The sequence below is a fragment of the Collinsella sp. LCP21S3_C7 genome, from assembly GCF_052118485.1.
GTDB lineage: Bacteria > Actinomycetota > Coriobacteriia > Coriobacteriales > Coriobacteriaceae > Collinsella.
In genome coordinates, this window is the sequence record NZ_JBQKHC010000014.1 from 1 (window position 1) to 22,731 (window position 22,731).

Sequence of the window (22,731 nt, forward strand, 5' to 3'; positions counted from 1 at the left end):
CCTCGCAGTATCCGGTTCTCAAGGTGCACGCCTGCGCCGGTTCCCGGTTCGACCGGGCCGCGCGGCAAGGAGATATATTGCCAGACCGGAGGGGCCCGCGGGGCGGGAATCTGGTTGCACACAACTCCTACACATTTATACCCGCAGCTGACGCTTGCCAGTCGTTACCTACCACTCGCCGAGCATATCTTTATATTGAGCAGTCCCATGGCTAAAGCCGATATGCGCCCCGAGACAAAGCGCAGCCGGCATCAAGCAACTCGTCGCGCTCCTCCACCGAAAAGCCCTCGGCGTACACTCGCACCACCGGCTCAGTGCCACTCGGGCGAACCAACAGCCAGGTATCATCCTCAAATGCCAAACGCAAGCCGTCCATGTGACTTACGCTCTGCGGCGCCTTGCCGCAAATCGACTTGGGATTCACACCGGGAAGCAGCGTGCGCAGCGACTCGGCATCTTCTGCCTCAAGTCGTAAATCTCGACGGCCATAACTTGTTTTTCCAAAACTCTCCTCGAGCTGATCGACCAGCACGCCCAGCGAAGCCCCCGTCTTTGCCATGAGCTCACACAGGAGTAGGCAAGCGAGAATGCCGTCACGCTCGGGCATATGCGCGGCAATGCCGATGCCACCGGCCTCCTCACCGCCCATAAGCACCCCGTCTTTTTTCATCTCGGCGGCTATATATTTGAAGCCAACCGGTTTTACGGTCACACGGCAACCGAGTGCCTCGGCAACACGACGTACAAGCGTCGAGCACGATAGATTGACGACGACTCGCCCCTTCAAATTGCGAAACTGAACCAATTCGCCCATTACGAGCGCCATGATCTGATGCGGATGTATATATCTACCGCGCTCGTCGACCGCGCCAATACGGTCAGCATCGCCATCGGTCACCAGGCCGGCACACGCACCGTCTTCGATAACTGCACGCTCGCAGGCATCCACCCACGGCTCTACGGGATCGGGACAGATATCCCCCCAATCCGATGCTTGCCCCGCATGAATCTCATGGACCTCAACACCCAGCTCGCGCAGCAAATCGGCAAGATAACCTTGAGCCGCTCCCCCCATGGGATCGACCACCACGCGCAGACGAGCGGCACGAATGGCATCGGCATCGACAAACGATGCTACCGCTCGCATATAGTCGGGAATGATATCCGCCGTGCGATACTGCTCCTCGAGCCCCAGAGGTTCGGCGGCCATCGTTGCCTCGAGCTCTTCGATGACGTCCTGGCTTGCCGTGGAACCATCGCCCATGCGCAGTTTGAGACAGAGATAGCCCTGCGGATGATGTGAACCGGTCACCATGAGCGCCCCGCACGCCTCGCCATCGTATGCGGCAGCCCACGTGATGGCAGGCGTGGGTACAAAACGGGCCGCGAGCACGGCATCAAGGCCATGGGCCGCAAGCACGCCAGCTGCAAGTTCTGCAAACTCGCGCGCCCGGGGACGGGTGTCATACCCGATATATACCGTCTTGCCGGGATATGTCTTTTGCCAGAGCTCGCCGGCGGCATCAGCGATACGGGCAACATTGTCAGCGTTAAAATCCTCGCCGACGCGAGCGCGCCAGCCATCAGTTCCAAAATGAATTATCGCGCACACACGCAGACACCTCGCAGTGTTTGGATCATGGTACGCAAGTGGTATACCCGCAACGAGCGCCCGGCAAGCCGCCGGCGCACGCATTCACCGTTTAGGCAAAAGCCATCGAGGGCGCATATAGACAAAAAAACCGCCCCGGTTGGGGCGGTAATTCGAATGTGCTTTTCTTAGGACTCTATATATCGAGCGCGTCTGCCATAGCAGCCGTCGTGATCGCCGTGGTTCCGCAACACCCACCAACCATTGCGGCGCCAGCCCGCTTCCACTCGACGCATGCGCGCGCGAAAGCTTCGGGGTCCTCGTGCCACACGGGCCCATCTTGCGTTTGGACCGGATTTCCCGCATTGGGACGTACAGTAACGGGCGTCGTGGCCATCTTGACCATTCTTGGTACCGCAGCGGTAGCCGCTGTCAGGGTGCAGCAATTGACCCCAACCGAGCTCGCACCGTGCTTCTCGGCATACAAGATGGCACCTTCGATGTTTAGGCCATCGCCCAGCAGGTCGCCCTTGTCATCAATAGCAAAGCTCACCAGAACGGGCATGCCATCAGCGGCATCATGGACACCGGCGAGCACGGGCTGCAGATTGCGGATAGACGTGATCGTCTCGACCAGAATCCCGTCGACGCCGGCGTTGAGCAGGGAGGACGCCTGCTCGCGAGCATTTGCGCGAATCTCTCGATACTCGGAAGAATCCTCGACAAACCACTCAATCGCAATAGGTCCCATGGACCCCAGCAATAGCTGAGGATTTGCCTGGCGGGCATCGTCGACCGCCCCGCGATTAACCTCTGCCATAGATGGAGCGATTTCATCGCGATCGAGCGCAAAACCCGATGCCTGGAACGTATTGGTAATAAGCACCTGTGCACCAGCGGCGGCATACAGTCGGTGGATGCGAGAAACCGTCTGTGGTTCGGCGAGGTTCCAAAATGCCGGCGGAATATCGGCAGCACCGTATTCACTCAGCAGCACACTGCCCATCGGACCCTGTGCCAGCAGCGTCTCGCTGGCAAGTCGGCGCATAAGCTCCTCGCCGCCGAAGCGATTGTAATAACTCGTATCCATATATATGTTTCGCTATTCCTCGATGCTGATTCCCTGCTTTTCGAGATAGGCGAGCCAACGGACCATTGTGTCCTCGGAAAGCGCGTGCTCCATCATGCAGGCCTCGGCATCGGCGCGCTCAAAGTCGACGCCGAGCTCCTGGACCAAAAATGTGCGAATCAGGCGATGGCGATACCAGATAGCCAAACCGACCTCGCGCCCACGGTTGGTCAGGATAACCTTGCCGTAGTGAGACTGCTCGACAAGTTCGGATGCCTTGAGAGCCGAAACCGCCTTGTTGACCGATGCCTTCGAAACGCCAAGGCGCTGTGCGATATCGACCGACCGCACGCCATTAGTCTCCCCATCCTCGCTTTCGATGCGAACCATGCACTCCAAGTAGTCTTCGTTCGCCACCGTTAGATGTAGCTCGCGCGAGCTATTTGTCGTATCCATGAACATCCGTCCCTTCTGCATTCAATGGCTGATTCTACCCCATCCAAGCGTCGCGGTATGCCGCGGCATACCGTGCTAGAGTTCTTGATGCACACGACAACCAAGATTGGAGCGGTCTCTATGGAAAACACCACCACGAACCCCGACGTACTCGAGCGTTTTTTGCGCTACGTCCAGATCAACACACAGTCCGAGGATGCCAACTGTGACCAGGTGCCGTCGAGCACCGTCCAGTTTGATCTTGCCAATGTGCTTGCCGAGGAATTGCGCGAGCTTGGTGCAACCGATGCCCATGTAACCGAAAACGCCTATGTCTGCGCTCACATTCCCGCGAGCGCCGGCTCTGAGAATAAGCCCGCCCTGGGCCTGATCGCGCACCTCGACACCACCGAGGTCGCACCGGGCGCCGGCGTAGCGCCGCACATCGTGCACTACGAGGGCGGCGACCTGGTTTGCGGCATCGTCGACGGCAAGCCCGTATCCATGAGCACCGCCAAGCTCCCCGCCCTCAACAACCTTTTGGGCGAGGACCTGGTTTGCACCGACGGCACCACGCTGCTGGGCGCCGACGATAAGGCCGGTGTCGCCGAGATTATGGCGCTCGTCGCACGCATTGCACAGGACCCCAGCCTGCCCCACCCCACGCTTGGTATTTGTTTCTGCCCGGACGAGGAAATCGGCCACGGTGCCGAGCTGTTGGATATCGAGGACTTTGGCTGTAAGTATGCCTACACAGTCGACGGCGGTCCGGTTGGCGAGCTTGAGTGGGAGTGCTTCAACGCCGCCGAGGCTACCGTTAGCTTTGAGGGCCAGTCCATTCACCCCGGCGACGCCAAGGGCCGCATGGTTAACGCGGGCAATCTGTTCTGCGACTTCAATGCCCTGCTTCCCTACGTGCAGCGTCCGGAATACACCGAGGGCTACGAGGGCTTCTATCACCTCGAGGGCGTTTCTGCCACAGTCGACCATGCCACGGCGCGCTATATCGTCCGTGATCACGATGCCGCCAAGTTCCAGCAGAAGCTCGATCTGATGGATGCTGCCGCCGCGCTGCTCAACCAGCGTCTGGGCGAGGAGCGCGTAACGGTCGAGATCAAGCACCAGTACCGTAACATGGCCGAGATTGTCCGCGACTACCCAGAGCTGATCGATGTCGCTAAGGAATCCTTCCTTGCCTGCGATGTTGAGCCCCAGGTGCTGCCGATTCGCGGCGGCACCGACGGCGCACAGCTGTCGTTCCGCGGCCTGCCCTGTCCCAACCTTTCGACGGGCGGCTACTGCTACCACGGCGTCAATGAGTTTGTTCCGGTCAGCTCGCTCGTTAAGATGACCGACGTCCTCCAGGAGCTCGTCGCCCGCTTCGCATAAGGAACTCGAATAATCTAGGTAAGCAAAATCGCCCCGTCCTCAAAACCGAGAACGGGGCGATTTTTTGGTGCAAGGGGAGTAGTCGGCATCGCTGGTTGAATCAACGTCAGCGAGCGACGTCCAGGGCGAACAAGTTGGCATGAAAAAGGCAGGACATTGATTCTGGTCATGCCCTGCCTTTTGAATGACAAATTGTCGCTCTGGGCGGCGCGCAACGTCGAGCCGTTGCGCGGACTGGCAAGCCCGCGCAACCCTAGTAGTTGGCTTCGTAACCGTTGCCGTCGCCAGTGGGCTCCTCGTAATAATATGAGCTGTAATCCGAATTGTCCGAATAGCTCGAATCGTCCGAATAGCTCGAATCGCCCGAGCTTTCCGACGAACCGGCCGTACCGTAGGCGTAATCGTCAGAAGTATGGTTGCTCAAATCACCGATTGTGGAGCTGGTTCCGTCGGATAGGCCCATGGTGTTTGGTCCCTTAGGATCCTTGCCGGCATCGACGCGCGCCATCATCTCCTTAAGCTCGTCCTCGTAGACAAAGACATAGCTCTGGCCGTCGATCATGGTGGTTTCATCTGCGTAGGAAGGCAGATTCGCCGAATAGATGCCATCGACATCCATGCCGCGCATAGCATTGACCGTAGACACGATGTCCTGAACGCTCATATCGGTCACAAGCATATCGGACAGCGAATTAACCAGGTCGAAGACCTTCGTAGCATCAAAGTTGTTGAGAATCTGGTTGGCAAGGGCACCAAGCACCTGGCGTTGGTGACGCATGCGCGTATAGTCGCCGTCGGCATAGGTATAGCGGCAACGGGCATAGGTGAGCGCGGTAGCACCGTCCATGTGCTGCTGGCCTGCCGTAATCTTAATGTCCAGATGCTCGGGGTCGTCGACATCGTCGGTGGCGTTGATGTCGATACCGCCCACAGAGTCAATCAATGATTGCATACCGTCAAAGCTAACCTCGGCATAGTGGGAAATCTGCACGCCGCACAGCTCATTGACCGCTTGAACCATGGCCTCGGCACCGCCATAGGTATGGCAGGCGTTGACCTTCATGGTTTCGCCGTTATAGACAACCTTGGTATCACGTGGAATGGATATAAGCGTAGCCTGCTTTTGCGTAGGGTCGATGCGCGCCAAGATAATTGAATCGGCGCGATACGTGTCCTCGCCCGGACGACCATCGGTACCCAAAAGAAGCACGTAGAACGGATCCTTGGCCTCATTGGTATCCACCAAGATATGGCGCAGATTGTCGGTAATGACATTGGAATCGCCGAGCTTGCCCATAATGTTGGCGAACCACAGCCCGGCGGCAGTCGTAGCGCTCAACAGCACGCCAAGCACGGCGATAAGCGCAACGCGACGGATTGTCTGGCCGCGGCGGCGCTGACGAGCGCGCTCGGAGTAGCGTGCAACATTATCGCGACTGTAGATCTTGGCCTGTGCGCCGGTTGAAGGTCTTCGACTATCCGCTAAGGGCTTCTTATTATTAAACATAGGCAACCTGCATTAGTAGATGACGGGATCGGGAACAGTGGCGTGCTCGACGTTTGCACCAAGTGCCTGCAGTTTTTCGACAAACTGCTCATAGCCACGTTTGATGTGATGGATGGCCGAGACCTCGGTAACGCCGTCGGCGATAAGGCCAGCAACGACGAGCGCGGCGCCGCCGCGCAGATCAGGCGAGGTAACCTGTGCACCCGAGAACCCCTTGACGCCATGAATCATGGCGTGATGGCTTTCGATGCGGATATCCGCGCCCATACGGACCAGCTCCGACGCGAACATGAAGCGGTTCTCGAAGATATTCTCGGTAATCACAGAGCTGCCATCAGCAAGAGCGGAAAGCACCATGATCTGCGCCTGCATGTCCGTCGGGAAGCCCGGGAACGGAAGTGTCTGAATATCGACCGGCCTGATGCGCTCGACACGACTCACGTGAACGCCATTCTCGATTCGCTCACACTCGATGCCCATGAGCTCCATCTTCTTGAGCACCATGCCCAAGTGAATGGGGCAAAAGCCCGTAACGTCGACACCGCGGTCATCGGCCATCAGGGCACCGGCAACGATAAAGGTGCCGGCCTCGATGCGGTCGCCCACCACGCGATGGGTAACGGGATGCAACTCGTCCACACCTTCGATGGTCACGACGGGCGTGCCGGCGCCAACAATCTTGGCGCCCATCTCGTTGAGCATGTTGGCAAGGTCGACGATCTCGGGCTCGCGAGCCGCATTATCGATAACCGTAGTGCCTTGTGCGCGCACGGCCGCCATGATGAGGTTCTCGGTAGCGCCGACGCTGGCAAATTCGAGCGTAACCGTGGTACCACGCAACCCCTGAGGAGCGTTGGCATTGATGTAACCGTGTGCAGTGTCGAATTCTACGCCCAGCGCCTCAAGACCCAAGATGTGCATGTCGATCTTACGGGCACCCAGATTGCAGCCACCCGGCATGGCAATCTTGGCACGATGGAAACGGCCCAGCAGGGGACCCATCACGGCCGTGGAGGCGCGCATCTTGGCGACAAGCTCGTAGGGAGCCTCCCAGGAATCAACCTGAGAAGTGTCGATCTCGAGCGTATGCTCATCGAGAACGTCAATCTTGGCGCCCATACCCTTGAGCACCTTGCCCATAACATGGACATCCGAGATATCGGGCACGTTCTGCAGCGTCGTCTTCCCCGGTGCCAGAAGCGTTGCCGCCATGAGTTTGAGTGCAGAGTTCTTTGCACCCGAAACGGGCACGGAGCCTCCGATGGTGTGGCCACCTTCAACACGGATAATATCCAAGGTCTACCCTTTCAAAAAGCATGCCCGGGATGGCTGGGCCATCCCGGGCATGATGTGTTCGCAAATGGTCGAACGCCAAATCGTTTGACTATTGGGCAAGCATGAGCTTACACCATGCGATTTCATTATAGAGGTAGGCGCGGCGTGCATCATCCTCCGACAAATTACCCAGCTTCTCTTCAAAACCTTGAATATCAGCTTTAAGCTTGTCGGCATCGACGGTCGCCAAATCGCAAGCGCGCTCGGCGAGGACAATCACGACATCGTCCGCAACCTGGGCATAGCCGCCGTCCACAGCAAACGTGTGGTCGACGGTGCCCATTTGCTTATCACAAACGCGAACGTAGCCGCGATCGATCGTGCAGATCTCGCTAGCGTGACGCGGAAGAATGCCGAACTCGCCGTCCGTGGAAGGCAGGGCGACAAATGCCGCCTCGCCTTCATAGGCGCAGCTCTCCGGACACACGATGCGGATTTGCATAGCCACTACTTCTCCTCCATCTTGGCGGCGCGCTCGCGCACGTCGTCAATCGTGGACGCATAACGGAACGCCTGCTCGGGCAGGTCGTCGCACTCGCCGTCGACAATGGCGGCAAACGAGCGGACCGTGTCCTCGACACGGATGTAGACACCGGGGTTGCCGGTGAACTGCTCGGCGACGTGGAAGGACTGAGACAGGAACTGCTGGAGCTTACGGGCACGGTTGACCGTAAGGCGCTGCTCCTCGGAAAGCTCGTCCATACCCAGAATGGCGATGATGTCCTGCAGGTCGGAGTACTCCTGGAGCAGCTCTTGGACTGCGACGGCCACACGATAGTGCTCCTCGCCGACAATCGAGGGATCCAGGGCGTCGGAAGAGGAAGCCAAGGGGTCGATTGCGGGATACAGACCGAGCTCGGCGATGGAACGCGAAAGAACGGTCGTGGCGTCGAGGTGCGTAAACGTCGTGGCGGGAGCCGGGTCGGTCAGGTCGTCTGCAGGGACGTAGACAGCCTGAACGGAGGTGATGGAACCCGTCTTGGTCGAGGTAATGCGCTCCTGGAGGTCGCCCATCTCGGTAGCCAGCGTGGGCTGGTAGCCAACAGCGGACGGCATACGGCCCAGAAGGGCGGAAACCTCGGAACCGGCCTGGGAGAAGCGGAAAATGTTATCGATGAACAGCAGGACGTCCTGGCCACGATCGCGGAAGTACTCAGCGGTGGTGAGGCCGGCCAGACCAATGCGCAGACGCGCTCCAGGCGGCTCGTTCATCTGACCGTAGACCAAGCAGGTCTTGTCGATAACGCCAGATTCGCTCATCTCGAGGAACAGGTCGGTACCCTCACGGGTACGCTCGCCAACGCCGGTGAACACCGAGGTGCCGCCATGCTCCTGGGCGAGGTTGTTGATGAGCTCCTGAATCAGAACGGTCTTGCCGACGCCGGCGCCACCGAACAGACCAGTTTTGCCGCCACGGATGTAGGGCTCGAGCAGGTCGACGGCCTTAATGCCGGTCTCGAAGATCTCGGTCTTGGTAGTGAGCTCGTCGAAATGAGGTGCCGGGTGATGGATGGGATAAAACTCATCGATCTGGGGCATGGGCTTGCCATCGACAGGCTGGCCCATAACATTCCAAATGCGGCCGAGGGTCTCGGGGCCGACGGGCATCTTCATGGGTGCGCCGGTGTCGACCGCGACGACGCCGCGCTGCAAGCCGTCGGTCGACGTCATGGCGACGGTACGAACGACACCGCCGGGAAGCTGAGACTCAACCTCCAGGATGGTGCTGATGTGACCCATCGGCGTATCGGCCTCGACCGTGAGCGCGTTGTAGATCGAGGGGACAGCGCCATCGAACTTAACGTCGACAACTGCGCCGATGATACGGACGATACGTCCCTCACCGGCCGTCTGACGTGCCGTGGCCTCCTCGACCGCCGCTTTAACGGTGGTATCTGCCATTAGTGTTCCTCCAATGCTGCGGCTCCGCCCACGATCTCGTTGATCTCCGTGGTAATGGAAGCCTGACGCACGCGGTTATACGTACGGGTAAGAGTCGAGATGATCGACGACGCGTTCTCCGTGGCGGAGTGCATGGCCTTACGGCGCGCACCCTGCTCGGCGGCGGCCGAATCGATCAGCGCCTGGTGAATGACGGTCAGGATGTAGCTGGGGACCAGCTCAGCCAACACATGCTGGGCGCTCGGCACGAACTTGAACGAGGACGAGACGCGCTCGGGGCCCTCGTCTGCGTTCTTGCGCGGGCCATGTGCCATGGCGATCATCTCGGGGTCGAGCGGAAGCAAATGCTCGGTACGAAGAACCTGATCGACGCGGTTGCGAGCGTGATGGTACACGATCTCGACGCGGTCGAGCTGACCCTTGGAGTACTCGTCGCAGATATAGCTCGCGATCATGCGGGCATCCTCGAGGCTCGGGTCGGCCGAGGAACCCTCGAAGTGCATGACCGTGTTGGCACGGCTGCGGAAATACTCGCTCGCCTTGCGACCGCATGCGATGATCTCGCACTCGGCGCCATCATGTGCCCATTCGCGAGCGATTTTCTCGCAGGTGCGCTCAACGTTGACGTTGAAGCCACCCGCCAGACCGCGATCGGACGTGATCGCGATGATCAGACCGCGCTTGAACTCCTCATGCGTCTTGAGCATGGGGTTGTCGCCGGCAGTCTCTGTATCGCTCGCAACGGTGTGCATGACGTCGGTGAGCGCCTTCTTGTAGGGCTCAGCCTGCGTGGCTCGATCGAGCGCGCGACGGATCTTGGCCGTAGAGACCATCTCCATCGTGCGCGTGATCTGCTTGGTGCTCGTGACCGAGGAGATTCGCTTCTTAATGTCGCGAAGGTTAGCCATAGAGCTTAGTTCTCCTCTGCGCCCTCAGCTGCGCTCGCGGTGGAGGCATGCTTGGAGGCGTACTCGTTCTTGAAATCGGTGATGGCCTGAAGCAGCTGCTCTTTGGTCTCGCCGTCGATCTTGTTGGTACGGACCTTCTGCAGCAAGCCGCCAAAGCCAGCATTCATGTACTCGAGCAGCTCGGCGCGGAACGGCAGCACCTCGGAAAGGGGCAGGTCGTCGATAAAGCCCTCGTTGCCGGCGAACAGCGTAACGATCTGCTCGGCGACGTCGAACGGCTTAAAGCGCGCCTGCTTAAGAAGCTCGGTCATGTGCGCACCGTGGGTAAGCTGCTTTTGGGTGGCTGCATCCAGGTCGGAACCGAACTGGGTAAAACCGGCGAGCTCACGGTAGGCGGCAAGGTCCAGACGGAGGTTGCCGGCGACCTGCTTCATGGCCTTGGTCTGAGCGGAGCCACCGACGCGCGACACCGAGATGCCGACGTCGACTGCCGGGCGCTGGCCCTGGAAGAAGAGCTCGGACTGCAGGTAGATCTGACCATCGGTAATGGAAATGACGTTGGTCGGAATGTAGGCCGAAACGTCGCCGTCCTGGGTCTCGATGACCGGCAGGGCCGTCATGGAGCCGTAGCCGTTCTTCTTGGACATCTTGACGGCACGCTCGAGCAGGCGAGAGTGCAGGTAGAAGATGTCGCCAGGATAGGCCTCGCGTCCGGGCGGACGATGCAGCGTCAGCGACATCTGACGATAGGCGACAGCCTGCTTGGATAGGTCATCGTAGATGACGAGCACATGGCCGCCGGGGTTGGTCTCGCTGGCTGGCTCGCCGTTCTCGCCGTTGTACATAAAGAACTCGCCGATAGCGGCACCGGCCATAGGGGCGATGTACTGCATAGGGGCCGAGTCGGCAGCGGTAGCCGAGACGATGATGGTGTAGTCGAGTGCGCCGTGCTGGGCGAGGGTCTCACGGATGTTGGCAACCGTAGAGGCCTTCTGGCCGATAGCGACGTAGATGCAGACCATGTCCTTACCGCGCTGGTTGAGGATGGCATCGATCGCGATGGCGGTCTTGCCGGTCTTACGGTCGCCGATGATGAGCTCACGCTGGCCACGGCCGATAGGAACCATGGAGTCGATAGCTAGCAGACCAGTCTGAACCGGCTCGCAGACCGGGGTGCGGTCGATAACGCCGGGGGCCTTGAACTCGATGGGGCGACGGTGCGTGGCGACGATATCGCCCAGGCCGTCGATGGGCTGGCCCAGCGGGTTGACGACGCGACCGAGCATGGCGCGGCTCACGGGAATATCCATGACGCGACCGGTGGTACGGCACTCGTCGCCTTCCTTGATGACGTTGACGGCGCCGAACAGAACAGCACCGACCTCATCGCGGTCGAGGTTCTGGGCAAGGCCGTAGACGGTCTCGCCGGTCTCGGAGCTCTTGAACTCCAAGAGCTCGCCGGCCATGGCGTTGCGCAGTCCCGAGACGCGCGCGATGCCGTCGCCAACCTCGTCAACATGGGAAACCTCTTGCGTGTCGACGGTAGCCGCCAGGCCATCGAGCTTCGCCTGCAGGGCGCGGGCGATGCTTTCGGCATTGAGGGTATCGGACATAACTAGGCTTCACCTCCGTTATTCAAAATCGTGGAACCGAGGGCCTCACGCGCTGCGCGCAGCTGGGTCTTGACGGTAACGTCGCGACGCTGGCCGCGGGCCTCGAGAATCAGACCGCCGATGATGGACGGATCGACCTTCTCGATCAGGAACACCTTGCGCTTTAGATCGGCCTCGCATTTCTCGGTAATCGTGCGGCGCAGCTCGTCATCGAGCGGGACAGCCGTGGTGACGGTGACGCCTACGACGTCCTCGTCGGTCGCGGTTACCATCCGATAAGCCGATGCAATCTGCGGCAGAAGATCGAGCTGGCCGCGCTCGAACACGGTACCGAGGACAGCAAGCACCTCGGGGCTGGCGTTCGCGATGACCTCAAGCTCGTGAAGATCGCGGAACACACGGCCCTCGGCCTTAGCGGCCTCCAGGAGGGTGCGTGCATAGGTCTCGAGAACCCTGTTCTCCATGCGGCTGTTAGGCATTCAGGCTACCTGCTTCCTTGATGTAGCGCTCGATCAGACGACGCTGCTCGTCGTCGTTCTCGAGAGCCTCGCCGACAATCTTGGTCGCAACGGAGACGGAAAGATCGGCGATGGAGCCGGCAGCGGCGGCATAGATGGAGTTGCGCTCGTCCTCGGCGTTGGCGTGGGCCTTGGCAATGATGTCCTCGGCCTCCTCGTGAGCCTTGGCGATAATGCGGGCGCGCTCGGACTCGGCGTCCTGACGGGCGGCGGTCACGATGTCGGCAGCCTGACGACGGGCGTCGGTGAGGAGGGCGTCGGACTCCTTGCGGGCCTCGATGGCCTTGCGCTTGGTGGTCTCAGCCTCATCGAGGCTGTCCTTGATGCGCTTGCCGCGCTCTTCCATCGTCTGCAGAATCTGCGGCCAGGCGAACTTGGCCAAAACGATGAAGATGATGAGGAAGGCAATGAGTGCAGGGACGAATTCCGCCATCTTGGGGACGAGGATCTCGGCCTTGTTCTCAGACTCCTCGGCGAATGCCGACACCGGCATGGCGAGCATGGCGCCCGTCAGCGCAGCAGCGACTTTCGCGTGGTTGAAATGCTTCATGGCGACTACCTTCGTGCTCAATTACGAAATCAGCGTAACGACGAAGCCGATCAGGCCCAGAGCCTCGGTGAATGCAGATGCAAGAATGAAGACGGTGAAGGCACGGCCCTGGACCTCAGGCTGACGAGCCATAGCGCCCGTAGCACCGAGTGCTGCAAGACCAATTGCGAGACCGGCACCGATAACGCCGAGACCATATCCGATAACTCCCACGATTCCTCCTTTGTCGTGCGCGTGTGCGCAGGATAAATACCTATGTTGTAGAGGCGCACGCGGGTGCCGCGCCTCCGAACACCAAATAAATGCGACCGCTAGTGGGCGTCAGCCTCTGCGATCTGAATGTACACGGCCTCGAGGACCGTAAAAACGTATGCTTGAACAAAGGCAACGATCAGCTCGACGGCGTAGATTACCAAAAGAATCAAAACCCACGCCACGCTGGGCAGGGCGCCCACGGCGTTCATGGCCGTAAAGTGCTCCAGCATCGGCTGGGCAAAGAGCGTGGCCATGATGGCGAACGAACCCATGACGATGTGGCCGGCGAACATGTTGCAGAACAGACGGACGGCGAGCGTGACCAGGCGCAGGCACAGCGAGAAGAGCTCGATGACCCACACGAAGACGTTCATGGGGAAGGCGACGCCCGCAGGGGCGAGGCTCTTGAAGTACCCAAAGAAGCCGTGCTTCTTGATACCAAAATAGATGAAGTACACAAACGACACGAGTGCGAGGGCGGCGGTACAGCCGATGGCACCGGTGCCGGGCTTCATGCCGGGGATGAGGCCGATAAAGTTGTTGATCAGGATAAAGAAGAACAGCGAGGCCAAAAACGGGAAGTGCTTCTTCCAGTTGTCGCCAACGACACCCTTGGCGATATCGTCCTGCACGTACTCGATGACCCACTCGACGCCGTTAACGAAGAAGCCCTCGGGGACAACCTTCTGCTTCTTAGTAAACGCGAAAAAGACCACGAACATGACGACAGCGGCGATAAGCAGCCAGAACGAGTACTGCGTCAGGCCCGCGTTAAGGTCACCCACGACCGGAGCCGAGGAGAACTCAGCGACGAGCTCGGCGATCGCGCTGGGTAACTTGGCAAATGCGTCCAAGATTCCACCTTCCCTGTTTGCCCGCACCAAGGTGGGGCAACGCCTTTAATCCTTCATAATCACCATGCAGGCGATCACGATCCAACAAATCAAAAACCCGGCGAGCTCGCCGCACAAAAAGGCGATGAGCGCCACGGGGGCTACCAGGTGCACAATTACGACGCCCATAAAGAGCACCGCAAACGACACCATGATACCCAACATGCCTACCGTCATGTTGGCATCGCGTCGATGCGCCAGCACCGAAGCAAGCGCAAGGTACAACGGCAAAAATGCAACAAGACCGACGACGAATCCCGTTGCGATGAACGGCACGTGGCCTGCCAGCTCAACCGGCATGTGCGTTCCCTTCTCGCGACATATAACCCACATGGAGCCATACCCCGCTCACATCGTCCTAGTATTTTAGGGCGCGTGATTGCAAAATCAATGCACTGTCACCCAACCTTAATCGCGTCTTTAGCCCCTTGGGGTGTCAAACGGACAAAAGGCCGAGCACTGAGGACGAATGGGTCGCGATGGCCGACGAGCGTACTTGACAAACGCCGCCGCACCCGCGTAAGCGCAGCACGACAGCGTTGTTGACTATTGTACGAACCGAATACGCGATGACAAGTGGGAAAACGTAAGTTAATACACAACTGTACATTTTCTTAAGACACTCTTTATACCGTACCTACGGTATAGCGCGTTTTGGGCCCTCGGTGGCTGCGACGACACTCATAAATATGCGTGCAGGCGTCACTCGTACACCCGCACGCACCAATCATGCACGAATGAGCACGTGCAGCTGCCCATGCCCAGCGACTAGAGCGTGCCGTAGATGCGGTCGCCGGCGTCGCCGAGGCCGGGAACGATGTAGGCAGCCTCGTTGAGATGGTCGTCGATGGCGCAGGTATAGATATGCACATCTGGGTCCTTCTCGGTCAGCGACTTGAGGCCCTCGGGGGCCGCGACGATGCACAGCATGCGGATGTCCTTGACACCGCGCTCGCGCAGGTAGCTGATGGCCATCTCGGCCGAACCGCCCGTGGCGAGCATGGGGTCGACAACCAGGCAGATGCGCTGGTCGATATCCTTGGGCATCTTACAGTAATACTCATGCGGTTCGTGGGTAACCTCGTCGCGCTCCATACCGATGTGTCCCACGCGAGCGGAGGGCACCAGGTCGAGGATGCCGTCGACCATGCCAAGGCCCGCACGCAGGATGGGCACGATGGCGAGTTTCTTGCCGGCGAGCTGTTTGAACGTGGCGGTAGTGATGGGGGTCTCGACCTCGACGTCCTCCATAGGCAGGTCGCGCATGGCCTCGTAGCCGTCAAAAAGCGCGAGTTCGCGCACGAGCTGGCGGAACTGATTGGTGCCGGTGTTTTTGTCGCGCAGGATCGACAGCTTGTGCTGGACGAGCGGATGATCGACAAGCGTCACACGGGACGCATCGTAGGTAACGGTCATGAGTTGATTGCCCCTTTCGTTGCGGCCGTAAAACGACCTTGCTGGCATGGCGCGCAGCGATGTTGCCGCCGCGCGCCATACACAAGTTTAGCGGTTTGCTGTATCGAGTGGCCCGTCGCAGCCCTACTGTGCGGTACTGAGCGAGCGCCTGACCGCATCGCGCCAGCCCGCAAGGTTTTGCTCGCGGCGCTCGGCGGACATGTGGGGAAGGAAGGTCCTAACGATCTGGGCATTTTGCTCCAGCTCTTCCAGGTCTTCCCAATAGCCGACGGCAAGGCCCGCCAAGTACGCGGCACCGATTGCCGTGGTCTCCACCGTCTCGCATTGCAGCACGGGGATATCCAGCAGGTCGGCCTGGAATTGCATGATGAACTCGTTGCGCGACGCGCCGCCATCGACAGACAGGCGTTCGATCGAAAGCCCCACGTCCTGCTCCATGGCGCGCAGCACGTCGTAGCTCTGATATGCCATGGATTCGCAGGCGGCACGTACGATGGTCGCACGGCTCGAGGCGCCGGTCAGACCGCACACGATACCGCGGGCACGCGGGTCCCACCAGGGGGCGCCCAAACCCGCAAAGGCGGGAACGAAGTAGCAGCCCTCGTTGTCGTTAATCGAAGCGGCGAGTTGTGCAGACTCGCTCACGCTCGAGATGATGCCCATGTTGTTGCGAAGCCAGTTCATGGTGGAGCCGGCGGCAAAGATGGAACCCTCGAGTGCATAGCTGATCTTCCCGTCCGCGGCGATACCGATGGTGGAGACCAGACCGTTCTTGGATTCGACGACCTCGTCGCCGGTGTTCATGAGCATAAAGCAACCAGTGCCATAGGTGTTTTTGGTCTGGCCGGGATGGAAACAGCAGTGGCCGAACAGCGACGCCTGCTGGTCGCCCGCCACACCCATGATGGGTGGCATGTTGGTCATGATGTCGCTCGCGACGCGGCCGTAGTCGCCCGAGCTCCAGCGAACCTCGGGCATCATGGAACGCGGAACGTCAAAGAGCGCCAGCAGGTCGTCGTCCCAATCGAGCGTATGGATATTAAAGAGTGCCGTGCGGCTGGCATTGGTGTAGTCGGTGGCAAAGACCTGGCTGCCGGTGAGGTTGTAGATGAGCCAGGTGTCGATGGTGCCGAACATGAGGTCGCCCGCCGCCGCGCTCTCGCGTGCGCCGTCGACGTTGTCGAGAATCCACTGCACCTTGGAGGCCGAGAAATACGGGTCGAGCGTAAGCCCCGTGCGGGAGCGCACCAGCTCTTCTGCGCCCTGCTCAACCAAATTATCGATCAGAGACGCAGTGCGACGGCACTGCCATACGATGGCGTTATAGATGGGCTGGCCGCTCACGCGGTCCCAGACCACCGTGGTCTCACGCTGATTGGAGATACCGATGGCGGCGATGCGATCGGAATGAATCCCGCTCTTAAACTGAACCTCCATCATGACCGCAATCTGGCTGGCAAGGACCGCCATGGGGTCTTGCTCCACCCAGCCGGGACGCGGGAAGCTGGTTTTGACACTGCGGCGCGCTTGGGCGACGATGCAGCCGTACTCGTCGACGATGGTCGCAAGTACCGAGGTGGTGCCGCAGTCGAGCGCCATGATGTAGGAACCGCCAAAGTCAAACGAGGCATCTTCCATGCCCAGGCTGCCCAGATTCAACGACATCGCTTACACCTTTCTATGCATCGGGTCGGACAGGACCCGCTCAATCTCTGGCGCGGGAAGTGCGCCTTGGCGCAGGATCTGAAGCCCGCCGTGCTGGAACGACACGATGGTCGAAGCGTCGCGGCACGGCGTCTCGCCCGCGTCGACGGCCACGTCGACCCCTTCTAGAATGCGGTCTTCAACGTCGGCAAAGCTTGCCGGCGCGGGCGCGCCGTGTGTATTGGCGCTCGTACAGGCAAGTGGGCTGCCACAGGTGCGAATGAGCGCCTGTACCACGGGCGATGCCGACGCGCGAAGAGCCACCGTGTCGTCGGCGGCACGCATAAAGGTCGGCACGCAGGGAGCCGCCTTGACCACAATAGTCAGGGCGCCCGGCCAGCATCGTCGGGCAAGTATGCGTGCCTCTTCTGGGATATCCACGCCGTAGCGGTCGAGGGCCTCGGCATCATCGACCAGCCAGGCGACCGTTTGGGTGAGCTCGCGCTGCTTGAGGGTAAAGATGCGACGGTAGCCGGTACCGAGCGCGGGCACCGCGGCGCCGTTGACGGCAGCCTGCGGATCGCGCGGCCACGGCAGAGATTCGCTTGTATCTTGGGGCACGGCGTCCGAGAAGGCGTTGACTGCCACAGCGACGCCATAGACGGTCTCGGTTGGGATCAGGGCCAGGCCGCCACGGCCGAGCACCTCGGCCGTACGCTCGACGGCGAGCCGATGCGGCTCGCGCGCTCCCTCGAATACCCGATAGACCGTCTGCATGTGTATGCCAGCCCCTTACGCTCTGGTGAAAGTTTGTTTACTGAGGGGCATTCTCGCACGAAACGTTTAACCTATTTGTCCACAGCGCATGTTGGTTTGGTGAGCGGCTATAGCAGTCGGTGAAAGTGAAGGGTAATTGAGCCGTGACAAGCCTCTTTACATTTCCGGCGCAGCGCTCCCGCCGCCGCGCCGCCAATACGCTTCGTACTTTACTGACGTTGTATGGGCTCGGTGACGATAGCTCGAACGATGCGGGGACGATCGGTGAGGTCACGGACGATGCGTACGTCCGAAAGGCCCGCCTGGCGGCAGAGCTCGGCCGCGGCGTCGAGGGCGCCCTCATAGAGCTCGCAGGCAAACAGGCCGCCGGCGCGCAGCATATAGGGCGCCGCATTGAGCAGGCGGCGGAAGATATCAAGGCCATCGGCGCCGCCCTCGAGCGCCAAATCGGGCTCAAAGTCCTTGACCTCGTGCGGCAGCGAGCGCATGACGTCAGTCGGGATATAAGGCGGGTTGGAAACGAGCACGTCGAAGGTGCCCCACTCCTCGCGGGGGATAGAGCTCACCAGGTTCGTGAGGCTGAAGGCGACCTCATCGGACGTCAGCCCGAGTGCATCGCGGTTTTTGGTGGCCAGGTCGATGGCGCGCGGCTCGATATCGGTAGCGGTGCAGGCGACATGGCCGCGACGCTCCCAAGCAAGGGAGAGCGAGATGCAGCCCGTGCCGCAGCCGACCTCGAGAACGCGGGCAATGCGGGGGTCGGCAGGCACAGACGCGGCGGCATCCTGCACTAGGGCCGTCTCTTGGTCGACGCCTTCGATGGCAATGCCGTATTCGTCGAGCTCGGGCTCAGCGACTTCCGCGGTCTCGGCCTCAGCTGCCTGCGCGGCGGCTTCCTCGGCCTCACGATCGGCCAGCTCCTCGGCATAAGCTCGGCTGCCCAGCACGTCTCCGCCCAACGCCGCCTCATCGGCAGCCGTGAGGTTGGCGGCACGGCGCTCGGCAGTCGCGCGTTCGTCAGCCAATGCAACTTCGGCTTTACGCGCCTGCTCGACCTCGTCGTTCCATGGCAACTCTACGCGCTGGCGGGTGGCAGCTTCGGGGCTCAGAACCTCGGCATCCAGATAATTGAGGACTTCCTCGACGAGCATCTCGGTCTCGGGACGTGGAATGAGCACGCCGGGGGCGCACGCGACGTCGATCATGCGGAACTGCGTGCTGCCGGTGATGTACTGCAGCGGCTCGCCCTTGGCGCGACGGACAACCGCCGCGTGCATGGTCTCAAGCTGCGCTGCATCGAGCGTTTCGTCCATACGCATATATAAGTCGATGCGCGCTAGGCCCGTGGCTGCGCACAACAGCCACTCGGCAGAAAGACGGGGGTGCTCTTCGCCGCGCTCGGCTAGGTACTCCTTGGTCCACTCGAGACAACGCCTGATGGTCCAGATCTCGTTTGCCATGGGTCCTCCCCTCTTAAGCGCCGGGCGGCGCGCGAATGTCGGAGCAGATTGTACGCGAGGGCGGCACGCGGCGAGAGACGATTGGAAGCGATTATCGAGAATCAGCCCAGAATTTTGCACCGGGCTCGCTCAAAGTGTTCATTCGCCGACGTCTAGATTTGCATTCGTCAAGCTTTTGGCAAGGTTGCCCCAAAACTAACCAATATCTAACCAAGAACTTGCCAAATCACTTGACGTGCGACGCACCAAAAAGGGCCCCGCGACTTCTTGGACGATTTTTCGAGCAATATTTTCAATAGCGGATGCATACCGTTAATTGCTTTAAGCAGGCAAACAGCCTAAAGGCCATCAAGACAGATTGAATAACATCTCAAAGCAATGTGCCCAACCCAGTCATTTAAGAACATCCCCAATGACTACATCAAGGCGCCGCAGGTTGAGCATGCCGCATCAGGAGCAAGGCAACGCCGCAGGTAGAGGACGGACAGCGAGCGGGTCGCATTTGAGACAAGGTGACGTGAAACGAAAGGGCGCTGACCTTCTGGTCGCGCCCTTGAAGTTGAACGTCAGATTGTCCAAATGCGGCCCGCGCAGCGTCGGCTGGTCCGCCGTTCGGTAGAACGGCGGAACCTAAACAGCCTGTGCTAGCTTCTCGGCACGCTCGGCGGCGGCAAGTGCCTCGATGACGGCACCGAGTTGGTCGCCCAGAAGGACGCCGTTGTAGGTGGAGTTGAAACCGATACGGTGGTCGGTCACGCGGTCCTGGGGCTGGTTGTAAGTACGGATCTTCTCGGAACGGTTTCCGTGGCCAATCTGGCTCTGGCGCTCGGCGCCGAGCTCGGCCTGCTGCTTCTCGAGTTCCATCTCGTACAGACGGGCACGCAGCATCTGCATGCAGACCTCGCGGTTTTGAATCTGGGAACGCTGCTCCTGCGACTGCACCACGGTATTGGTGGGCAGGTGGGTAATGCGCACGGCGGAGTAGGTGGTGTTAACGCACTGACCGCCAGGACCGGAGGCACAGTAGGTATCGATGCGCAGGTCGGACTGGTTGATCTGAACGTCGATCTCCTCGGCCTCGGGAAGCACGGCGACAGTTGCCGTGGAGGTCTGGATGCGGCCCTGGGACTCGGTCTTGGGAACGCGCTGGACACGGTGCACGCCGGACTCGAACTTCATGACGGAGTAGACACGGTCGCCCTCGACCTTGAACTCGATGGACTTAAAACCGCCGGCCTCGCTGGGGCTGGAGTCGAGCACGGTGGTCTTCCAGCCACGCGACTCGCAGAAGCGTTGGTACATCTTGTACAGGTCACCGGCGAAAATGGCCGCCTCGTCGCCACCTGCGGCGGAGCGGATCTCGACGATGGTGTTCTTGTCGTCATTGGGGTCACTCGGGATGAGCATGTACTTGATGTCTTCCTCGAGCTGGGGAAGCTTGTCCTCGTTCTCGGAGATGTCCATCTGGAGCATCTCCTTCTCGTCGGCATCGGTAGTGTCACGGAGCATTTCTTTGGCAGCCTCGATGTCGTCGAGCGCGCCGATGTACTCGCGCGCAGCGGCAATGAGGTCGGACTGGTGCGCGTACTCCTTGTTGAGACGCGTGAACTCCTTGATGTCGGAGGCGACGGCCGGGTCGGAAAGCTTCTTCTCGAGCTCCTCGTAGGCCTTGATGATCTTTTCGAGCTTGTCGCGCATGGCGGAACTCCTTTATATGCGTGAAGGTGAAAATCGGCGGAATTGATGGGGCGCATGGCGCCGTTGCGGGGTAAGCCCAGCTAGAACATGTCGATTTTCAGATACATGCGCATCCCTTCGCGTATAGGGTACATAGTTGCGGTCTAACCCATATATGATATCGTGCGCAGGCAAACCTGCATATAACCCGCACGGAATGAGTGGACGTAGTCGTTGGGGACGTTCCTTAACGACGAGTCGTTTAAGAACGTCCCCAACGACTACAACGGCTAACAAAGGGACTGTCGCTTTGTCACATTCTAGAGCGTTTGAAGCAGAGCGATGAAAAAGTGGACACCTTGGAGGTAGGCACGGCGGGTAATGCGCTCGTTGGTGCCGTGGACACCGCGATCGCACTCGTCATCGTCGACCACAAACGCCGAAAAGCGAATGCATTCAGAGCAAATACGCTGATAGTTAGCCGCATCGGTGGCACCGATCACAGTTGAGGGCACAATGCCGACAGCAACCCCGCCCGCCGCATTCGGTACGTTTTCCTCCGCCCCCTTTTGATCACGAAAGTAGCGGGCGGCAATAGCGCGAACGGCCTCGAGCCCCGGTCCGCCAACACGTGGGGACGGCGAAGGTTCTGAGCTGCCGGGGCCAAGTTCGACCTCCACGCGCCCGGTAAGGCCCGCAGCGGCAACGGCCTCGCGGCAACGGTCAACAACATCAGCCACGCCCGTGCCCTCGAGCATGCGGAAGTTAATATTGGCCCACATATCCTGCGGCATCACGTTGGCGCCAGTGCTGCCGCCCTCAATCTGCGTGGGCGCACAGGTAGTGGTCACGAGCGGATAGAGCTTGTTGCTAGCGAGGCAGTCGCGAACAATGACGCCTCCGTTGGCGGCAATCTCATCCGCCGTGTAGAGCCCCAACTCGACAAGCTGCGCGGCAAGCAGATCGGTCACGCGCGTCGGCCACTCGATATCGCAGATTGCGGCGATAGCGCGGCTCAATACCTCGAGCGATGTGCCGCCGTAGGGGTTGGACGAATGTCCGCCTTCGCTCTTCGTCTTGAGCACGATATCGGCATAGCCCTTCTCGGCAAGGTCGGCATGCATAAGCCAGCCCTCGCCCGCGCCGTACTCGGCAGCCGAAACAATACGGTAGTCACCCTCGTCAATCAGGTATTCAAGTTCAACGCCGCGCTCCTCGAGCACGCGGCCGATGGCCCCCGCTCCATACTGCGTGGTTTCCTCGTCCTGGCCAAAGGCGAGCAGCAGCGTCCGCTCGTGCTCCCAGCCGTGCACCAACGCATACTCAACCGCCTCGAGAATACCTGCGACCTGGTCTTTCATGTCGATAGCGCCGCGACCCCAAATGTAGGTGTCGTCCACGTGACCGCTAAAGGGGGCATGCGTCCAGTCGGCCTCGGTGCCGGGCACCACGGGAACCACGTCCATGTGGCCCATGAGCATAACGGGCTTGAGGGCAGGGTCGGAACCGCCAAGTGTCACCAGCAGCGAGTGGTCGATGAGTTCGACCTCGCCCGCCGCGAACACATGTGGCCACGCCTGCTGCATATAGGCGCGCAGGTCATCGAACGGCTGCCAGTTCACCGCCTCGGCATCCATACTCGAAACGGTCGGAAACGACAGCACGCGCCCCAGGCGCTCGCACGCGCCAACTTCGTCCAAATCGGCAAAATCATCCTCATGCGCAAAGAAGCGCCAAACCTCGGCCATGGCATCCTTTCGATTGTGATGACGAGGGCCGCCCCACCGGAACG

At 60.1% G+C, this 22,731-nt stretch carries 21 protein-coding genes; 1 reads left to right on the forward strand and 20 read right to left on the reverse strand.

The window, feature by feature from the left end:
* Positions 1–211: 211 nt before the first annotated feature.
* The 3 genes from ACTQ1E_RS06220 to ACTQ1E_RS06230 all read right to left on the reverse strand — a co-directional run bounded on the left by ACTQ1E_RS06220 (position 212) and on the right by ACTQ1E_RS06230 (position 3,116).
* Positions 212–1,612 (reverse strand): phosphoglucomutase/phosphomannomutase family protein, encoded by a 1,401-nt coding sequence (locus tag ACTQ1E_RS06220; protein ID WP_441565354.1) that lies wholly within the window; start codon positions 1,610–1,612, stop codon positions 212–214.
* A 175-nt stretch (positions 1,613–1,787) separates the two neighbouring features.
* A complete protein-coding gene (locus tag ACTQ1E_RS06225; RefSeq protein WP_441565356.1) occupies positions 1,788–2,681 on the reverse strand; it encodes a homocysteine S-methyltransferase family protein in 894 nt (297 codons plus the stop codon).
* A 12-nt stretch (positions 2,682–2,693) separates the two neighbouring features.
* Complete coding sequence (locus ACTQ1E_RS06230) at positions 2,694–3,116, reverse strand: metal-dependent transcriptional regulator (RefSeq protein WP_154518396.1); 423 nt, start codon at positions 3,114–3,116, stop codon at positions 2,694–2,696.
* Positions 3,117–3,236: 120 nt separating this feature from the next.
* Here ACTQ1E_RS06230 and pepT point away from each other — a divergent pair, with 120 nt between their 5' ends.
* Positions 3,237–4,484, forward strand: coding sequence for a peptidase T (pepT, locus tag ACTQ1E_RS06235; RefSeq protein ID WP_427719695.1), 1,248 nt, complete (start codon positions 3,237–3,239; stop codon positions 4,482–4,484).
* Positions 4,485–4,737: 253 nt separating this feature from the next.
* On the opposite strand, the gene ACTQ1E_RS06240 is transcribed toward pepT, so the two are convergent.
* From ACTQ1E_RS06240 to ACTQ1E_RS06320, 17 genes are all read right to left on the reverse strand, one after another.
* Complete coding sequence (locus ACTQ1E_RS06240; RefSeq protein WP_441565358.1) at positions 4,738–5,991, reverse strand: LCP family protein; 1,254 nt, start codon at positions 5,989–5,991, stop codon at positions 4,738–4,740.
* Positions 5,992–6,003: 12 nt separating this feature from the next.
* A complete protein-coding gene (gene murA, locus ACTQ1E_RS06245; protein WP_441017009.1) occupies positions 6,004–7,287 on the reverse strand; it encodes a UDP-N-acetylglucosamine 1-carboxyvinyltransferase in 1,284 nt (427 codons plus the stop codon).
* 88 nt (positions 7,288–7,375) lie between these two features.
* Positions 7,376–7,768, reverse strand: coding sequence for an ATP synthase F1 subunit epsilon (gene atpC / locus ACTQ1E_RS06250; RefSeq protein ID WP_427727755.1), 393 nt, complete (start codon positions 7,766–7,768; stop codon positions 7,376–7,378).
* Positions 7,769–7,773: 5 nt separating this feature from the next.
* A complete protein-coding gene (gene atpD / locus ACTQ1E_RS06255; protein ID WP_427727748.1) occupies positions 7,774–9,228 on the reverse strand; it encodes a F0F1 ATP synthase subunit beta in 1,455 nt (484 codons plus the stop codon).
* Positions 9,228–10,136 (reverse strand): ATP synthase F1 subunit gamma, encoded by a 909-nt coding sequence (gene atpG / locus ACTQ1E_RS06260; RefSeq protein WP_441049241.1) that lies wholly within the window; start codon positions 10,134–10,136, stop codon positions 9,228–9,230. The genes atpD and atpG overlap by 1 nt, the downstream gene beginning before the upstream one ends.
* Positions 10,137–10,141: 5 nt before the next feature.
* Positions 10,142–11,749, reverse strand: a complete 1,608-nt coding sequence (gene atpA / locus ACTQ1E_RS06265; protein ID WP_441063903.1) for a F0F1 ATP synthase subunit alpha — start codon at positions 11,747–11,749, stop codon at positions 10,142–10,144.
* Positions 11,750–11,751: 2 nt separating this feature from the next.
* Complete coding sequence (locus tag ACTQ1E_RS06270) at positions 11,752–12,228, reverse strand: F0F1 ATP synthase subunit delta (protein WP_427727743.1); 477 nt, start codon at positions 12,226–12,228, stop codon at positions 11,752–11,754.
* Entirely contained in the window at positions 12,221–12,817 is a 597-nt protein-coding gene (gene atpF / locus ACTQ1E_RS06275) for a F0F1 ATP synthase subunit B (RefSeq protein ID WP_427727741.1), read from the reverse strand. The genes ACTQ1E_RS06270 and atpF overlap by 8 nt, the downstream gene beginning before the upstream one ends.
* A 21-nt stretch (positions 12,818–12,838) precedes the next feature.
* A complete protein-coding gene (locus ACTQ1E_RS06280; RefSeq protein WP_427727739.1) occupies positions 12,839–13,030 on the reverse strand; it encodes an ATP synthase F0 subunit C in 192 nt (63 codons plus the stop codon).
* Positions 13,031–13,128: 98 nt separating this feature from the next.
* Positions 13,129–13,926: a F0F1 ATP synthase subunit A gene (gene atpB, locus ACTQ1E_RS06285; RefSeq protein ID WP_441032000.1), complete on the reverse strand. Its 798-nt coding sequence runs from the start codon at positions 13,924–13,926 to the stop codon at positions 13,129–13,131.
* 45 nt (positions 13,927–13,971) lie between these two features.
* Positions 13,972–14,265, reverse strand: coding sequence for a hypothetical protein (locus ACTQ1E_RS06290; RefSeq protein ID WP_441031998.1), 294 nt, complete (start codon positions 14,263–14,265; stop codon positions 13,972–13,974).
* Between the two features lie 468 nt (positions 14,266–14,733).
* Positions 14,734–15,381 carry a uracil phosphoribosyltransferase gene (gene upp / locus ACTQ1E_RS06295; RefSeq protein ID WP_040359658.1) on the reverse strand — a complete coding sequence of 216 codons (648 nt, stop codon included), beginning with the start codon at positions 15,379–15,381 and terminating at the stop codon, positions 14,734–14,736.
* Positions 15,382–15,504: 123 nt separating this feature from the next.
* Entirely contained in the window at positions 15,505–17,046 is a 1,542-nt protein-coding gene (glpK, locus tag ACTQ1E_RS06300) for a glycerol kinase GlpK (protein ID WP_441565360.1), read from the reverse strand.
* 3 nt (positions 17,047–17,049) lie between these two features.
* A complete protein-coding gene (locus ACTQ1E_RS06305) occupies positions 17,050–17,802 on the reverse strand; it encodes an L-threonylcarbamoyladenylate synthase (protein ID WP_441049233.1) in 753 nt (250 codons plus the stop codon).
* Positions 17,803–18,011: 209 nt separating this feature from the next.
* Positions 18,012–19,262 (reverse strand): N5-glutamine methyltransferase family protein, encoded by a 1,251-nt coding sequence (locus ACTQ1E_RS06310; RefSeq protein ID WP_441565363.1) that lies wholly within the window; start codon positions 19,260–19,262, stop codon positions 18,012–18,014.
* 630 nt (positions 19,263–19,892) lie between these two features.
* On the reverse strand, positions 19,893–20,960 hold the full coding sequence (prfA, locus tag ACTQ1E_RS06315; RefSeq protein WP_154518366.1) for a peptide chain release factor 1: 1,068 nt from the start codon (positions 20,958–20,960) through the stop codon (positions 19,893–19,895).
* Between the two features lie 299 nt (positions 20,961–21,259).
* Entirely contained in the window at positions 21,260–22,687 is a 1,428-nt protein-coding gene (locus ACTQ1E_RS06320) for a M20/M25/M40 family metallo-hydrolase (protein WP_441565365.1), read from the reverse strand.
* Positions 22,688–22,731: the final 44 nt, after the last annotated feature.

What these genes read in the sequence shown, in the direction of transcription:
- atpG (WP_441049241.1), bottom strand. Translation starts at nt 10,136, where the DNA reads ATGGCTAACCTTCGCGACATTAAGAAGCGAATCTCCTCGGTCACGAGC.
- prfA (WP_154518366.1), bottom strand. Translation starts at nt 20,960, where the DNA reads ATGCGCGACAAGCTCGAAAAGATCATCAAGGCCTACGAGGAGCTCGAG.
- pepT (WP_427719695.1), top strand. Translation starts at nt 3,237, where the DNA reads ATGGAAAACACCACCACGAACCCCGACGTACTCGAGCGTTTTTTGCGC.
- upp (WP_040359658.1), bottom strand. Translation starts at nt 15,381, where the DNA reads ATGACCGTTACCTACGATGCGTCCCGTGTGACGCTTGTCGATCATCCG.
- ACTQ1E_RS06305 (WP_441049233.1), bottom strand. Translation starts at nt 17,802, where the DNA reads ATGCAGACGGTCTATCGGGTATTCGAGGGAGCGCGCGAGCCGCATCGG.
- ACTQ1E_RS06270 (WP_427727743.1), bottom strand. Translation starts at nt 12,228, where the DNA reads ATGCCTAACAGCCGCATGGAGAACAGGGTTCTCGAGACCTATGCACGC.
- atpD (WP_427727748.1), bottom strand. Translation starts at nt 9,228, where the DNA reads ATGGCAGATACCACCGTTAAAGCGGCGGTCGAGGAGGCCACGGCACGT.
- ACTQ1E_RS06225 (WP_441565356.1), bottom strand. Translation starts at nt 2,681, where the DNA reads ATGGATACGAGTTATTACAATCGCTTCGGCGGCGAGGAGCTTATGCGC.
- ACTQ1E_RS06290 (WP_441031998.1), bottom strand. Translation starts at nt 14,265, where the DNA reads ATGCCGGTTGAGCTGGCAGGCCACGTGCCGTTCATCGCAACGGGATTC.
- ACTQ1E_RS06320 (WP_441565365.1), bottom strand. Translation starts at nt 22,687, where the DNA reads ATGGCCGAGGTTTGGCGCTTCTTTGCGCATGAGGATGATTTTGCCGAT.
- glpK (WP_441565360.1), bottom strand. Translation starts at nt 17,046, where the DNA reads ATGTCGTTGAATCTGGGCAGCCTGGGCATGGAAGATGCCTCGTTTGAC.
- atpC (WP_427727755.1), bottom strand. Translation starts at nt 7,768, where the DNA reads ATGCAAATCCGCATCGTGTGTCCGGAGAGCTGCGCCTATGAAGGCGAG.
- ACTQ1E_RS06230 (WP_154518396.1), bottom strand. Translation starts at nt 3,116, where the DNA reads ATGGATACGACAAATAGCTCGCGCGAGCTACATCTAACGGTGGCGAAC.
- ACTQ1E_RS06310 (WP_441565363.1), bottom strand. Translation starts at nt 19,262, where the DNA reads ATGGCAAACGAGATCTGGACCATCAGGCGTTGTCTCGAGTGGACCAAG.
- atpF (WP_427727741.1), bottom strand. Translation starts at nt 12,817, where the DNA reads ATGAAGCATTTCAACCACGCGAAAGTCGCTGCTGCGCTGACGGGCGCC.
- atpA (WP_441063903.1), bottom strand. Translation starts at nt 11,749, where the DNA reads ATGTCCGATACCCTCAATGCCGAAAGCATCGCCCGCGCCCTGCAGGCG.
- ACTQ1E_RS06240 (WP_441565358.1), bottom strand. Translation starts at nt 5,991, where the DNA reads ATGTTTAATAATAAGAAGCCCTTAGCGGATAGTCGAAGACCTTCAACC.